This window comes from Tardiphaga sp. GW821-FHT12E02, from assembly GCF_058807155.1.
Genome location: NZ_JBXAQK010000001.1, coordinates 1,388,789 through 1,402,865, shown reverse-complemented (window position 1 = coordinate 1,402,865; position 14,077 = coordinate 1,388,789). Strand labels below are relative to the sequence as shown.

Genomic DNA, 14,077 nt, shown 5'->3' with positions numbered 1-14,077 from the left:
CTGGGCTTCCTTGATTACGGTGCGAATACCGTCAGCAGGAATACAGCAAAGACCAGCATGTGCACCATGCCGAACAGGATGTTCGTCACGCCCGTGGCGAATGTCAGCATGCTGATGGCGAATGTCATGATCAGCAGCGTGGTCTCGCTCGGCGGCAGGCCGAGCACCAGCGGCTGGCCGAGCAGCGTCGCGACCAAAGCGACCGCCGGGATGGTCAGGCTGATGGTGGCGAGCGCCGATCCCAGCGAGAGATTGATGCTCTTCTGCAGCTTGTTGTGGCGTGCCGCGGTAAATGCCGCGACGCCTTCTGGCATCAGAACGAGCAAGGCCACGACAATGCCGGTAAAGGCTGCCGGCGCGCCGATGGCGGCACCGCCGGCATCGACGACCACCGAGAATGATTTGGCGAGCGCCACAACGCTGACCAGCGCGACCACCAGCAGAACGGCGTTCATGGTGATCGAATGTTTCGGTGGCTCGCCGTCATCGTCTTCATCGTCATTGATGAAGTAATCCCGGTGCAGCACGGTCTGTGTGTAAAGAAACAGGCCATACAGGATCATGGTAACGACGCTGACGAACGCCAGCTGCAGGGCAGAGAACAACGGACCGGGCGTGGTCAGCGTGTAATTCGGCAGGATCAGCGTGATGGTGGAGAGCACGATCAGCACGCTGAGATAGATCTTGGCGCCCGAGACCTGGAATTCCTGCTCGCTGTAGCGCAGCCCACCCGCGAGGATGCAGAGGCCCACCATACCGTTGCAGACGATCATGACCACGGCGAACACGGTGTCGCGCGCGAGTGTCGGGGCCGACTTGTCGCCGATCATGATGGTGGCGATGACGGCCACCTCGATGATGATAACGGACAGGGTCAGCAGCAGCGTCCCATAGGGCTCGCCGATCTTGTGGGCGATGACCTCGGCATGGTGCACGGCCGCGAAGACCGTCCCGAACAGGATCGCCAGCAGAACAACTGCGAAGACGAGGCCAAACGCGGACGGCGTGAAGCCTATGCCCAGCGCTCCGGTGACAGCAACGAATGCCGCGGCCGCAGCCGGAAACATCCATGACGAACGGGGCACGGGGTGTGCAGACATCGCGCAATAACCTGAGGGATTCGAGAAACGGGAGGGGCAACATATGACAATGCCGACCCCGGCGTCAGGTTGCAGGGCTGCGTCAAGCTGACCCCACTCGCCAACCATCACACGCCTTGCTTATAGTCGGGCATCACCGTGTGGTGAGTTCGAAAAAGAACAAAGGGAGCGAACGAGATGTTTTCGCACGTCATGATCGGCACCAACGACCTGGAAAAGGCAAAAGCCTTCTACGACAAGCTGCTCGGCACACTGGGCGTCGAGCCCGCCGTGGTTGATCGCCACCGCATCTTCTACCGCACCAAGACCGGGACTTTCTCGGTATCGAAGCCGATCGACGGCAAGCCGGCGACCCCCGCCAATGGCGGTACCATCGGCTTCCTGGCCAAGTCGAAAGAAGAGGCTGACGCCTGGCACGCCACCGGCATCGCCAATGGCGCGACGACCTGCGAAGAGCCGCCCGGCATCCGCGAAGGCGGCGTGAAGATGTATCTGGCCTATCTGCGAGATCCGGATGGCAACAAGCTGTGCGCACTGCACAGGATGCCGAAAGAGGAAGCGACGGGCTGAGCCCTGCAGCGTCTTCTTGCTGAGGAGCGCGGCACTTGGCGTGCTCCTCGAACCATGCGCTGGCGGGGCTCCGGCTCCATCCTTCGAGACGCGGTCGAAGACGCCCGCTCCTCAGGATGAGGACAAGAGATTGCTGCGCCAAACAAAAATGCCCGGCTTGTCGCCGGGCATTCGCATTCCACTCCGTTCCTCATGGTGAGGAGCGCGCCTCTTCGCGCGCGTCCCGAACCATGAGCTGGCGGGGCTCCGCCCTTGCAGCCATCCTTCGAGACGCCGCTACGCGGCTCCTCAGGATGAGGGCAAGAGATTGCTGCGCCGAACAAGAATGCCCGGCTTGTCGCCGGGCACTCTCATTCTACTCCGTCCCTCATGGTGAGGAGCGCGCCTCTTCGCGCGCGTCCCGAACCATGAGCTGGCCTGGCGCCGCGCTTGCGGCCATCCTTCGAGACGCCGCTACGCGGCTCCTCAGGATGAGGGCGAGATTGCTGCCCCAAACAAAAATGCCCGGCTTGTCGCCGGTCATTCGCATTCCACTCCGTCCCTCATGGTGAGGAGCGCGCCTCTTCGCGCGCGTCTCGAACCATGAGCTGGCGGGGCTCCGCGCTTGCGGCCATCCTTCGAGACGCCGCTACGCGGCTCCTCAGGATGAGGGCAAGAGACTGCTGCGCCAGACAAAAATGCCCGGCTTGTCGCCGGGCATTTTCATTCCACTCCGTCCCTCATGGTGAGGAGCGCGCCTCTTCGCGCGCGTCTCGAACCATGAGCTGGCCTGGCGCCGCGCTTGCAGCCATCCTTCGAGACGCCGCTACTGGGCTCCCCAGAATGAGGGGCGGAGCCCTTGTGGGATCGAGAATGATCACATCGCCTTGACGATGTTCTCCGTGACCTTCTTCGCGTCGCCCAGCAGCATCATGGTGTTGTCGCGATAGAACAGCGGGTTGTCGATGCCGGCATAGCCCGAAGCCAGCGAGCGCTTGATAAACATGACCGTGCCGGCCTTCCAGACCTGCAGCACCGGCATGCCGTAGATCGGCGAGGTCTTGTCGTCCTCGGCCGCGGGATTGGTGACGTCATTGGCGCCGATGACGAAAGCGATGTCGGCCTGGGCGAATTCCGAATTGATGTCCTCGAGTTCGAACACCTCATCGTAAGGCACATTGGCCTCCGCCAGCAGCACGTTCATGTGGCCTGGCATGCGGCCCGCGACCGGGTGGATGGCGTATTTCACCTCGACGCCTTCCTTCTTCAGCGTGTCGGCCATTTCGCGCAGCGCGTGCTGGGCCTGCGCCACCGCCATGCCGTAGCCAGGCACGATGATGACCTTCTGCGCGTTCTTCATGATGAAGGCCGCATCATCCGCCGAACCGAGCTTGGCCGGCTTCTGCTCACCCGAACCGCCACCGGCGACAGCGCTCTCGCCACCGAAGCCGCCGAGGATGACCGAGATGAAGGAGCGGTTCATCGCGTGGCACATGATGTAGGACAGGATCGCGCCAGACGAGCCCACCAGCGCGCCGGTGATGATCAGTGCCGAATTGCCCAGCGTGAAGCCGATGCCGGCCGCCGCCCAGCCCGAATAGGAATTCAGCATCGAGATCACGACCGGCATGTCGGCGCCGCCGATCGGGATGATCAGCAGGGCACCGAGCGCCAGAGCGAGCACGGTGACGATCCAGAAGTCGATCGCCGAGCCCGAATGCACAAGGCCGTAGATGAAGAAGATCAATGCCAGGCCGAGCACGATATTGATGATGTGGCGCGCCGGCAGGATGATCGGTGCGCCGCTCATGCGACCAGACAGTTTTGCGAAAGCGATCACCGAGCCGGTGAAGGTCAGCGCGCCGATGGCGACGCCGAGCGACATTTCGACAAGGCTCGCAGCCACGATTTTGTTCGTCGCAGGATCGAGAATGCCGAAAGCTTCCGGCGCGTAGAAGGCACCGGCGGCGACCAGCACCGCGGCCATGCCGACCAGCGAGTGGAAGGCGGCGACCAGTTCCGGCATCGAGGTCATCGGCACGCGCTTGGCGATGACGGCACCGATGCCGCCGCCGATGGCAATGCCGAGGATGACCAGTATCCAGCCCAGCGCATCGGCCGGCGGATGCGCGGCCAGCGTGGTACCGACGGCGATGGCCATGCCGACCATGCCGAAAAAGTTGCCCTGGCGACTCGAGGCCGGGCTCGACAGGCCGCGCAGCGACATGATGAAGAGCACGCCGGCAACAAGATACAGAAGTGCAGACAGATTGGCGTTCATCTCAGAGCCCCGTTGTCAGTGTGATCGCGAGATGCGCCGTTCACTTGGATTTCTTCTTGTACATCGCGAGCATGCGCTGGGTGACCAGGAAGCCGCCAAAGATATTCACGCAGGCAAAGATCAGCGCCACGAAGCCGAAGCCACGGGCGAGCACGCCGCCGCTGCCGGCCAGCTTGACGCCCACCGCGAGCAGCGCGCCGACCACGATCACCGAGGAGATCGCGTTGGTCACGGACATCAGCGGCGTATGCAACGCGGGGGTCACCGACCACACCACGAAATAGCCGACGAACACCGCGAGCACGAAAATAGAAAGCTGAAAAACGAAAGGAGAAACCAGCGAAGCATGATCCATGATGGGTCTCCTTAAGCAGTCTTCGGCTGGAAATTCGGATGGATGACGGCGCCGTCATGAGTCAGCGCGGTGGCCTTCACCAGTTCGTCGTCCCAGTTTACCGCGAGCGCCTTGGTCTCCTTATTCACCAGCGTTTCGATGAAGGAGAACAGGTTGCGCGCATAGAGGCTCGAAGCGGAAGCAGCAACACGGCCGGCCACATTGGTGAAGCCGACGATCTTGATGCCATTGACGTCAGCGACTTCGCCAGCCTTGACGCCCTCGACATTGCCGCCGCGCTCGACGGCGAGATCAACCAGCACCGAGCCGGGCTTCATGGAGGCGACCATCTCGGCGGTGACCAGACGCGGCGCCGGACGGCCCGGAATCAGCGCTGTCGTGATGATGATGTCCTGCTTCTTAATATGTTCGGCGGTGAGCGCGGCCTGCTTGGCCTGATACTCTTTCGACATTTCCTTGGCGTAACCGCCGGCGGTCTGCGCGTTCTTGAACTCGTCGTCTTCGACGGCCAGGAACTTTGCGCCGAGGCTTTCGACCTGCTCCTTGGTGGCGGGGCGCACGTCGGTCGCGGTCACAACAGCGCCGAGACGGCGCGCAGTGGCGATCGCCTGCAGGCCGGCAACGCCGACGCCCATCACGAACACTTTTGCCGCCGGAATGGTGCCGGCCGCAGTCATCATCATCGGGAAAGCACGGCCGAAATATTCGGCAGCCTCGATGACGGCACGGTAGCCGGCGAGATTGGCCTGCGACGACAGCACGTCCATCACCTGCGCACGGGTGATGCGCGGCATCAGTTCCATGGCAAAGGCGGACACGCCGGCATCAGCAATGGTCTTCAGCGCGGCTTCATTGCCATAGGGGTCCATGATCGCGATCACCAGCGCACCGCGCTTGTAGTTCGCGAGCTCGGAGGCTTCTGGACGCTTCACCTTGATGACGATATCAGCGTCCTTCACTGCATCAGCAGCGATGGTCGCGCCGACAGCCGTATATTCGGTATCCGGCAGGCCCGATTTGATGCCGGCACCCGGCTCGATTGCCACTTCGGCACCAAGCGCTTTGAACTTCTTGATCGTGTCCGGCGAGACCGCAACGCGCGGTTCGAGCGGATCGATTTCCTTGGCAACGGCAATCTTCATGGGTCCTCCGGCGGCATCGCGCCGCGCGTGGGCAATCAGGGCAGGGATGAACGCCGCGGCGCTGCGGCAAAAGGCAGGATCAGGTGAGGAAGATGCCCATCAGTGCGACGATCGCCACGACGGAGATCGTCCCCCACTTCACGAGCACGAGGAAACCTTCATAGGTCTGCTCATGGGCGGGGTAATCGTTGCCATCCGCGGTGGTGTAGGCAACTTCGCTATGATCAGCCATTCAGTCTCTCCCGCCCTATTATGATCTGTTGCCACGGAATTAGCGCAATTGGATTTGGACGGCAACGGCTGTTGGCATGCCAAGGCAATGTTTGAATGATGCAGTGCATCAGGCCGGTGGATGTTTCACCCACCAGCCGGCATTTGCCCAATGAAATTGCAGGCTGCCTTATCCCATAGCTTCAAGCTCATCGATCATCCCTGCGATGACCGACAGGCCGCCGTCCCAGAAGGTCGGGTCCTTCGCGTCGAGGCCAAACGGCGCAAGTAGTTCGGAATAGTGCTTCGTCCCGCCGGCTGCGAGCATCGCGAGATAGCGCTCGGCAAAGCCTTCCTGCGCATGCTCGTAAACCGCATAGAGCGAGTTCACGAGGCAGTCGCCGAAGGCATAGGCGTAGACATAGAACGGCGAATGGATGAAGTGCGGGATATACATCCAGAAATTTTCGTAGCCCGGCTTGATCTCGATCGCCGGACCCAGGCTCTCGGTCTGCACGCTCAGCCATAGCTGGCCGATCCGCTCGGCGGTGAGTTCGCCATTGCGGCGTTCGGTATGGACCGCGCGCTCGAATGAATAGAACGCGATCTGCCGGACCACCGTATTGATCATGTCCTCGACCTTGCCGGCGAGCAGCGCCTGACGCTGCTTGGCGCTCTTGGTCTGGGCAAGCAGCCGCTTGAAGGTCAGCATCTCGCCGAACACCGAGGCCGTCTCGGCGAGCGTCAGCGGCGTCGGTGCCATCAGTGCACCGTTCTTGGCGGCCAGCACCTGATGCACGCCATGACCGAGTTCATGAGCCAGCGTCATCACATCGCGCGGCTTGCCCTGGTAATTCATCAGCACATAGGGATGAGCCGAGGGCGTGGTCGGATGCGAAAAAGCGCCAGGCGCCTTGCCCGGCCGGACGGGCGCATCGATCCAGCGATCGGTGAAGAAACGTTTGGCAATGCCCGCCATCTCTGGGGAAAACGCACCATAGGCGGTCAGCACCATGTCCTGCGCGTCGGACCACGGAATGCTGCCGGTCGGCGCGAAAGGCAGCGGCGCGTTGCGATCCCAATGCGGCAGCTTCTTCTTGCCGAACCATTTTGCCTTGAGCTGATAATAGCGATGCGACAGTTTCGGGTAAGCTGCACGCACCGAGGTCACCAGCGCATCGACGACTTCGCGTTCGACGCGGTTGTTCAGATGGCGGCTATCCGCGACGTCCTGAAAGCCGCGCCAACGGTCGGAAATTTCCTTGTCCTTGGACAAGGTGTTGGTGATCAGCGCAAAGGTGCGCTCATTGGCCTTGAACGTATTCGCCAGCGCCTGTCCGGCTGCCTTGCGCTTCGCACCATCGCGATCCTGCAGCAGCGTCAGCGTCGGCTCGATCGCCAACTCCTTGCCGCCGACCTTGAAGCGCAGGCCCGCTATGGTCTGGTCGAACAGGCGATTGAAGGCGCCGTAGCCGGTCTGCGACTTTTCGTGGAACAGCTGCTCGACGCGGTCTTCGAGCTGATATGGCTTGTCCTTGCGGCTGTCCTCGATCCACGGCCGGTAGTGGCCAAGCTCCGGCGCCTGCATCGCACGCTCGATCACCGCGTCGTCGATGCGGTTAAGTTCGAGCGCGAAGAACAGGAGATGCACCGAAGCGGCGGTGATGCGTTCGGAGACATCGCCGTAGAATTTCGAAATCGCGGGATCGACGGTGTTGCCGGCATGGATGAGGCCGGCATAGGAGCCAAGCCGGCCGGCAAGATCATCGATCGCCTCATAGCTGCGGACGGCCTCTGCAAGCCAAACACCGCCATTCGGCTTCGCCGTCTCTTCCGCCAGCTTGCCCTTGTAGGCAGCCTCGAAAGCCGCGCAGTCCGCATCGATCTTGTCGAGATCGCGCGCGATCTCCGGCGCGGTGATCGACGTATAGAGATCGGCCAAATTCCACTCGGGCAGCTTGCCGGCCGGCGATTTGGCCGCAGCCTTCGGCGCGACCTTGCGAGCCGGCTTCTTCACAACAGCGGTCTTCTTGGCGACGGACTTACGAGCAGCTTTGGCAGGAACAGATTTCGGCATGAAAACTTTCGGCTAGATGCAGCGGCGGTCACACATAGGCGGCTAGCTGCGGGGCGACATGGACAAGCAACTCTTCACCCTCAAGCAGGAGCGGCTCGACCCGGTCATTCATCATATGACGAATCGTACACCACACCATGACAATCCGTGCGACAAGCGGCCAGCGGGTTGTCCGCAACGCGCCGCGGGCATGCATCGCCACCAATGGCAGGCTGCGATGCTCGAACAGCAGCACGCCCTTGCCGTCCTCCAGCACGTAGAGCCCGCCGATCCGCGACACGCACAGAGTGCAGGCTCCGTCGCGCCCGAGCAGATAGAACTGCGCATCGCCGGACTCGGTCAGACCGGTGTCCCAGCCCTCCCCGCGCCGACCCATATTCAGGCTTTCGCCAAGGGTGCAAAGCTCCGTCTCGCTCCAGGCGCCCGTTTGCGGCTTCCGAAATGCGACGATGTTCATTTGGATGCTCCGAACAGCAGCCGGTGCAATTCCGGCTCGTAATAGACCAGCAAATGTTTCGCGAAATCTGCAGGGTCGAGCTTCAGGGCAAGCGCCCAGGCTTCCATGGTCTCGGTCGGCACCCGGCTGAAGCCGTTCTCAACCTGCGAAATGAACGTGTAGTATTTGAGGCCCAGTCGTGCCGCGAGATCGACCTGCGACAGCCCCGCCTCGGTCCGCCGTGCCTTCAGCCAATTGCCCGCTTCTTTCCGCAGTGCACGCGTTTGTGACGCGGCTTTGCTCACGACCGCGCCGCCTGAAACGTCTTGATCTTTTTCAAGTTTCATGTTTACGAAACTACTCAAGATGAATTGCCCGAACTGACGACTTTTCGTAGCAGCTTTGGAGGCGCACGAAAACGTTGCAGGCGCAGTGAGACGGTCATGGCGTTTACCGATCGCAGCTTCACGGATCGCAATGATGCGCCCGCCACCCCGGGTGGGGTCAAGGAGCTGTTTGCCGCAACTCTGCTCCTGACCCTGGCCGCCGGCCTCGCCTTGCGCGCTTTTGTCTCGCTCGATGCTCTGGCGCCGATTGTCGCAACTTTGCTATTCGCACTTGCAGCATCGATCGCTGGTGGCGCGCTGATTCCGCGCAATCGCAAACGCCGCGCTGCCTGGCTCGATGTCGCCGGCGTCCTGACCTTCATCGGCGTCGGCATTTCGATCGTGATCGATCCGGACCAGATGGTCCGCTTGGTCACGCTGTCGGATCAACCTGACTAACAACTGGATCAACCCGCGGGAATGTCCCCGCATTTTAGACGTCCTGGACCGGGCCCCTCTGGCAGCTCTCACAAGCTGTGATGTCGGACTGGACGTTCATACACAGAGAGGCCCGTATGTCGGAACTGTTCACGCCCGAAGCCCTATCCGCATTGCTCCAGGTCATCATGATCGACCTGGTTCTCGCCGGTGACAACGCCATCGTCATCGGTCTTGCCGCTGCCGGCCTTCCCAAGGAGCAGCGCGCCAAGGCGATCCTGGTCGGCATCATCGCCGCCACTTTGCTCCGTATCGGTTTCGCCAGCATCACTGTCCAGTTGCTGCAGATCATCGGTCTTCTGCTCGCCGGCGGCCTCCTGCTGTTGTGGGTCTGCTGGAAGATGTGGAGCGAGCTGCGCGCCGGCCATGAGCATGATCTCGACGAAATCGAGAAGATGAATGCCGACGACAGCGCCCCGCGCAAGACGATGGGCCAGGCGATCTGGCAGATCACCCTCGCCGACGTCTCGATGTCGCTCGACAACGTGCTGGCTGTCGCCGGTGCCGCCCGCGAGCACCCGACCATCCTGATCTTCGGCCTGGTGCTGTCGATCGCGCTGATGGGTCTGGCTGCCAGCTTCATCGCTAAACTGCTGCAGAAGCACCGCTGGATCGCCTATGTCGGCCTCGCCATCATCCTCTATGTGGCCGGCGACATGATCTATCGCGGCGGCCTCGAAGTCTGGCCGCACGCAACGGCCTATCTGCAAAAGAGCTAAGTCCCCGGGGGCGGGCACGGTTTGCCGTGTCCGCCCTGCGGATATTATCAAAGCATTAAACTCTGCCCGCCATTTTGGCTCAATTCGGGACACTCCATTCTTGGGGTGCCCGTCCGGAGCACTCATGGCCGAACGAATTCTGATTGCCGATGACGATGCGGTTCAGCGCCGCCTTGTCGAGAACATGGTTCAGCGCTGCGGTTACGAGGCCATCGTGGTCGAGAGCGGCGAAGATGCCGTAACGCGCCTGATCGATCCGGATGCTCCGGCCATCGATGCCCTGCTGCTTGATCTCGTGATGCCCGGCCTCGATGGCATGGGCGTGCTCGAGCGCATCCGCGATGCCGGCCTCACCATTCCCGTCATCGTCCAGACCGCCCATGGCGGCATCGACAATGTCGTCTCGGCCATGCGCGCCGGCGCCCATGATTTCGTCGTCAAGCCGGTCAGCGCCGAGCGCTTGCAGGTGAGCCTGCGCAACGCCCTCAACACCAGCGCCCTGAAAGGCGAATTGCAGCGCATCCGCCATGCCCGCGAAGGCAAGCTGACGTTCGCCGACATCGTCACCCGCAGCGCCGCGATGGAGAACGTCCTCCGATCCGCGCGCAAGGCCGCCACCTCGTCGATCCCCGTCCTGATCGAAGGCGAATCCGGCGTCGGCAAGGAAGTCATCGCCCGCGCCATCCATGGCTCCGGCGAGCGGAGCAGCAAGCCCTTCGTCGCCGTCAATTGCGGCGCCATCCCCGACAATCTCGTCGAGTCCATCCTGTTCGGCCACGAGAAGGGCGCGTTCACCGGCGCCACCGAGCGCCATGCCGGCAAATTCGTTGAGGCCTCGGGCGGCACTCTCTTCCTTGATGAAGTCGGCGAACTGCCGCTGAGCGCCCAGGTCAAACTGCTGCGCGCGCTGCAGGAAGGCTCCGTCGAAGCGGTCGGCGGGCGCCGTCCGGTCAAGGTCGATGTCCGCATCATCTCGGCCACCAACCGGCAGCTGCTCGATCTCGTCAAAGCCGGCCATTTCCGCGAGGATCTGTTCTACCGCCTGCACGTGCTGCCGCTGACGGTGCCGCCGCTGCGCGCGCGCCGCGAGGATATCCCGCATCTGCTGCGTCACTTCCTGGCGCGGTTCTGCGCCGAGGAGAACCGGCCGATTACCAGCATTTCGGGCGAGGCCATGTCAGTGCTCACCCAGTTGGACTGGCCGGGCAACATTCGGCAGCTCGAAAACGCCGTGTACCGCGCCGTGGTCATGAGCGAGGGCGACCAGCTCGGCCTCGCCGATTTTCCGCAAGCCACATCGTCGGCTTCGATACAATCCCACGCGGCCGCCCCGTTGATCGTCGAGCCCGTCTATCACGCCAGCGCACCGACCATGGTCCCGGACGCAGCGCCGCTGCTGGCCGCTGCCGGTAGCCTGAGCATGCTTTCATCGGACCATGAGGTCCGGCCGCTGGACGAGCTGGAATCGGAAATTATCCGTTTCGCCATCTCGCATTACCGTGGCCAGATGTCGGAAGTGGCGCGTCGCCTCAAAATCGGGCGTTCGACGCTGTATCGGAAGCTCGATGAGGCCTCGGAGAAGAGCGCAGCATCAGCGGACGAAACTTAGCTGATCAGCGCTCTCCCTATCATCCTGAGGAGCCGCGCAACGCGCGGCGTCTTGAAGGATGGCCATGAGCTCGGAGCCAAGCCAGCTCATGGTTCGAAACGGCGCTTCGCGCCTCCTCAGCATGAGCGCACAGCGTGGCTACGGCCTGCCGCGGGGCCGCCTTAATTTATTGTCCCGCGCGCACCGAACATGTCCTTGTTGCGGCAGGGGAACTTGAACCGTTGCGGTGTGGTGACACACGAAGTCAAAAGCAGCGCTTGGCTAGGGCTGCGGCGTTGCAAACCATGTGGGTTGGGGTCAGTTTGTATTGAAACAAACTCGCCGGGTGCTGGAACCTGGGGCGGGTCGATGTATCGTCTGCGTATTGAATCGCGACATACGCGTGCTTCAGCCGAAGCTTTGATGATGAGATGAGAACTGTTCCAAACGACTGGAGCAGCTTCACTGGAGAGGAGCGAGAATGCGAGACCTCAACAAGAGCCGTTCTGGATTCGACCGCGTGCTGCTGGCCGTGGCTGCGACATTCCTGACGGTCTCCGCCGGCGCCGCTGCGGCACAGCAGACAGCATCGCCGCGCGACAGCGTCTCCGAACTCGCCATCGATGCGGCCGTGCCGCGCCCCGAGCCTGTCAATGTCCCGCCGCTCACCGCGAGCGACGTCAAGGCCGAGACCACCACCGACACGACCGCATCGGTCCCCGATGCGAGCAAGGCATCGGAAAAGACCGTCGGCGCGACATCGACTGAGGTGCCGAAGGTCGCCGAGACACCGAAGCCTGCCGAAGAGACCAAGCCCGCCGAGGCTGCGACTGCTCCGGCCGCGCCAGCGCCTGCCGCGGCACCGGCCGCAACCGCCGTTGCGCCAGTTGCCCCCGCAGCCGAGCCGCCGAAGGATGTCGCCAAGGACATCGCCAAGCCGGCTTCCACGATCGCCACTGCCGATCAGCCCGTCGCCGATAAACTGCGTGACCTGCTTGGCAACAAGGCGCTGCGCCAGTTCGATCGCAAGGGCGAGCGCGCGGCCGTCGAGAAATTCTATGCCGGCCGCGATTACGCGCCGCTCTGGACCCAGGGCGGTATCGCCAGCTCCGCCGCCAAGGGCGTGATTGCGCGCCTCAAGGACGCTGGCAGCGAAGGCCTCGACACTGCCGACTATCCGGTGCCGGACTTCACTGCCGCCAGCACGCCGGATGCGCTTGCCGAAGCCGAGCTGAAACTCACCGCCAGCATGCTCGATTATGCCCGTCAGGCGCAAAGCGGCCGCATGCATTGGTCGCAGCTCGATGGCGACATCATGTATCCCGAACACCCGACCGATCCGGCCCAGGTGCTCGCCAATATCTCGGCGGCCAAGGACGCCTCCGCTGCGCTTGCCAGCTACAATCCGCCCCATGACGGCTACAAGAAGCTGAAGGCGAAGCTGGCAGAACTGCGCGGCGAAAGCGACATGCCGGTGCAGCCGATCGCCGAAGGTCCGGCGCTGAAATTCGTCAAGGCGACGAAGAAGAATCCGAGCCCCGACGTGATGGCTGATGACCGCGTGCCGCTGGTGCGCGCGCGTCTTCATGTCGCCAACGCCAATGACACCAAATACGATGCCGACGTCGCCGAAGCCGTTCGCAAATTCCAGTCGGGCAATGGCGTGAAGGTCACCGGCATCCTCGACGATGCCACCGTGCGCGCCATCAATGCACCGAAGCGCGATCGGCAGATCGATACGCTGCTGGTCAACCTGGAGCGCTGGCGCTGGCTGCCCCGCCAGCTCGGCGCCTCCTCGCTCGGCAACGCCTATGTGATGCTGAACATTCCCGACTATACGCTGAAGGTGATGCAGAACGGCGGCCAAGTCTGGACCACCCGCGTCGTCGTCGGCAAAGTCGGCAAGCACGCCACCCCGCTGATGACCGAGACGATGAAATACATCACGGTCAACCCGACCTGGAATGTGCCGCCCTCGATCATCTACAACGAATATCTGCCAGCCCTGCAGCAGGACCCGACCGTGCTCGATCGCATGGGCCTGAAGCTGTCGCGCAACGCGGATGGCAGCATCCACGTCTCGCAGCCGCCCGGTGAAGCCAATGCGCTCGGCCGCATCCGCTTCAACTTCCCGAACAAGTTCCTCGTCTATCAGCATGACACGCCGGACAAGAATTTGTTCTCGCGCGAGGAGCGTGCCTTCAGCCATGGCTGCATGCGCGTGCAGAACCCGGACCAATACGCGGCGACGCTGCTCAACATCACCATGCCGAACGAGCGCTACTCACCTGAGAAGGTGCGCGGCATGTACGGACGCAGCGAGATCGACCTGAAATTCCCGACGCCGATCCCGGTCAACATCACCTATCAGACCGCCTTCGTGGACGACGCCGGCAAGCTGCAGACACGCCGGGACGTCTACGGCCGCGATTCGCAGATGCTGGCGATCCTGAAGAACGCCAAGGGCAAGGATCTGGAGCAGGTGGTTGCCCGCGCCCAGCCGAGCTATGCGCGCCCGAAGGCCAACATCCCGCAGGGCGTGAATTTCGAGGGCGCCTCCTCGCGCAGCAGCGAGCCGAACTTCTTTGAGCGCCTGTTCGGCGGCGGCAATCCGGCGCCGCAGCCGATGGCGCAGGGTCAGAATCGCCGGACCGTGACCCGTTAATCGCCAACCGTTTTAAAAACGCAAATAGATCAAGGGCTTCGTCTTCGGACGGAGCCCTTTTTACCTTCTGCCCGGTTGCAACATTAACCATCGTCCACCTGCAAGGCGGCAAAGGGCTAGTTTTCGCCATA

Annotated in this window: 13 protein-coding genes; 5 read left to right on the top strand and 8 right to left on the bottom strand. The window is 62.4% G+C overall.

The window, feature by feature from the left end; genetic code table 11:
• Positions 1-14: 14 nt before the first annotated feature.
• Positions 15-1,100, bottom strand: coding sequence for a calcium:cation antiporter (locus AC1RQ5_RS06620; protein WP_398474852.1), 1,086 nt, complete (start codon positions 1,098-1,100; stop codon positions 15-17).
• Positions 1,101-1,277: 177 nt separating this feature from the next.
• Between AC1RQ5_RS06620 and AC1RQ5_RS06615 the strand changes: the two genes are divergently transcribed.
• Positions 1,278-1,670: a VOC family protein gene (locus AC1RQ5_RS06615; protein WP_398474850.1), complete on the top strand. Its 393-nt coding sequence runs from the start codon at positions 1,278-1,280 to the stop codon at positions 1,668-1,670.
• Positions 1,671-2,526: 856 nt separating this feature from the next.
• Here the strand turns inward: AC1RQ5_RS06615 and AC1RQ5_RS06610 are convergent.
• From AC1RQ5_RS06610 to AC1RQ5_RS06580, 7 genes are all read right to left on the bottom strand, one after another.
• Positions 2,527-3,930, bottom strand: coding sequence for an NAD(P)(+) transhydrogenase (Re/Si-specific) subunit beta (locus AC1RQ5_RS06610; protein WP_398474848.1), 1,404 nt, complete (start codon positions 3,928-3,930; stop codon positions 2,527-2,529).
• A gap of 40 nt (positions 3,931-3,970) precedes the next feature.
• Positions 3,971-4,285: a proton-translocating transhydrogenase family protein gene (locus AC1RQ5_RS06605; protein ID WP_092145745.1), complete on the bottom strand. Its 315-nt coding sequence runs from the start codon at positions 4,283-4,285 to the stop codon at positions 3,971-3,973.
• A gap of 11 nt (positions 4,286-4,296) precedes the next feature.
• Entirely contained in the window at positions 4,297-5,427 is a 1,131-nt protein-coding gene (locus AC1RQ5_RS06600) for a Re/Si-specific NAD(P)(+) transhydrogenase subunit alpha (RefSeq protein ID WP_493197769.1), read from the bottom strand.
• Between the two features lie 79 nt (positions 5,428-5,506).
• Complete coding sequence (locus tag AC1RQ5_RS06595; protein WP_211910240.1) at positions 5,507-5,659, bottom strand: aa3-type cytochrome c oxidase subunit IV; 153 nt, start codon at positions 5,657-5,659, stop codon at positions 5,507-5,509.
• Between the two features lie 168 nt (positions 5,660-5,827).
• A complete protein-coding gene (locus AC1RQ5_RS06590) occupies positions 5,828-7,714 on the bottom strand; it encodes a M3 family oligoendopeptidase (RefSeq protein ID WP_493197767.1) in 1,887 nt (628 codons plus the stop codon).
• Positions 7,715-7,742: 28 nt separating this feature from the next.
• On the bottom strand, positions 7,743-8,171 hold the full coding sequence (locus AC1RQ5_RS06585) for a hypothetical protein (protein ID WP_398474841.1): 429 nt from the start codon (positions 8,169-8,171) through the stop codon (positions 7,743-7,745).
• On the bottom strand, positions 8,168-8,455 hold the full coding sequence (locus AC1RQ5_RS06580; RefSeq protein WP_493197765.1) for a helix-turn-helix domain-containing protein: 288 nt from the start codon (positions 8,453-8,455) through the stop codon (positions 8,168-8,170). The genes AC1RQ5_RS06585 and AC1RQ5_RS06580 overlap by 4 nt, the downstream gene beginning before the upstream one ends.
• 21 nt (positions 8,456-8,476) lie before the next feature.
• Between AC1RQ5_RS06580 and AC1RQ5_RS06575 the strand changes: the two genes are divergently transcribed.
• The 4 genes from AC1RQ5_RS06575 (at position 8,477) to AC1RQ5_RS06560 (ending at position 13,946) form a co-directional block, all read left to right on the top strand.
• Entirely contained in the window at positions 8,477-8,935 is a 459-nt protein-coding gene (locus AC1RQ5_RS06575; RefSeq protein WP_398474837.1) for a hypothetical protein, read from the top strand.
• 116 nt (positions 8,936-9,051) lie between these two features.
• Positions 9,052-9,693 (top strand): TerC family protein, encoded by a 642-nt coding sequence (locus AC1RQ5_RS06570; protein ID WP_398474835.1) that lies wholly within the window; start codon positions 9,052-9,054, stop codon positions 9,691-9,693.
• 124 nt (positions 9,694-9,817) lie between these two features.
• Positions 9,818-11,302, top strand: a complete 1,485-nt coding sequence (locus AC1RQ5_RS06565) for a sigma-54-dependent transcriptional regulator (protein ID WP_398474833.1) — start codon at positions 9,818-9,820, stop codon at positions 11,300-11,302.
• Positions 11,303-11,762: 460 nt separating this feature from the next.
• Positions 11,763-13,946, top strand: coding sequence for a L,D-transpeptidase family protein (locus tag AC1RQ5_RS06560; RefSeq protein WP_493197762.1), 2,184 nt, complete (start codon positions 11,763-11,765; stop codon positions 13,944-13,946).
• The last annotated feature ends 131 nt before the right edge of the window (positions 13,947-14,077 follow it).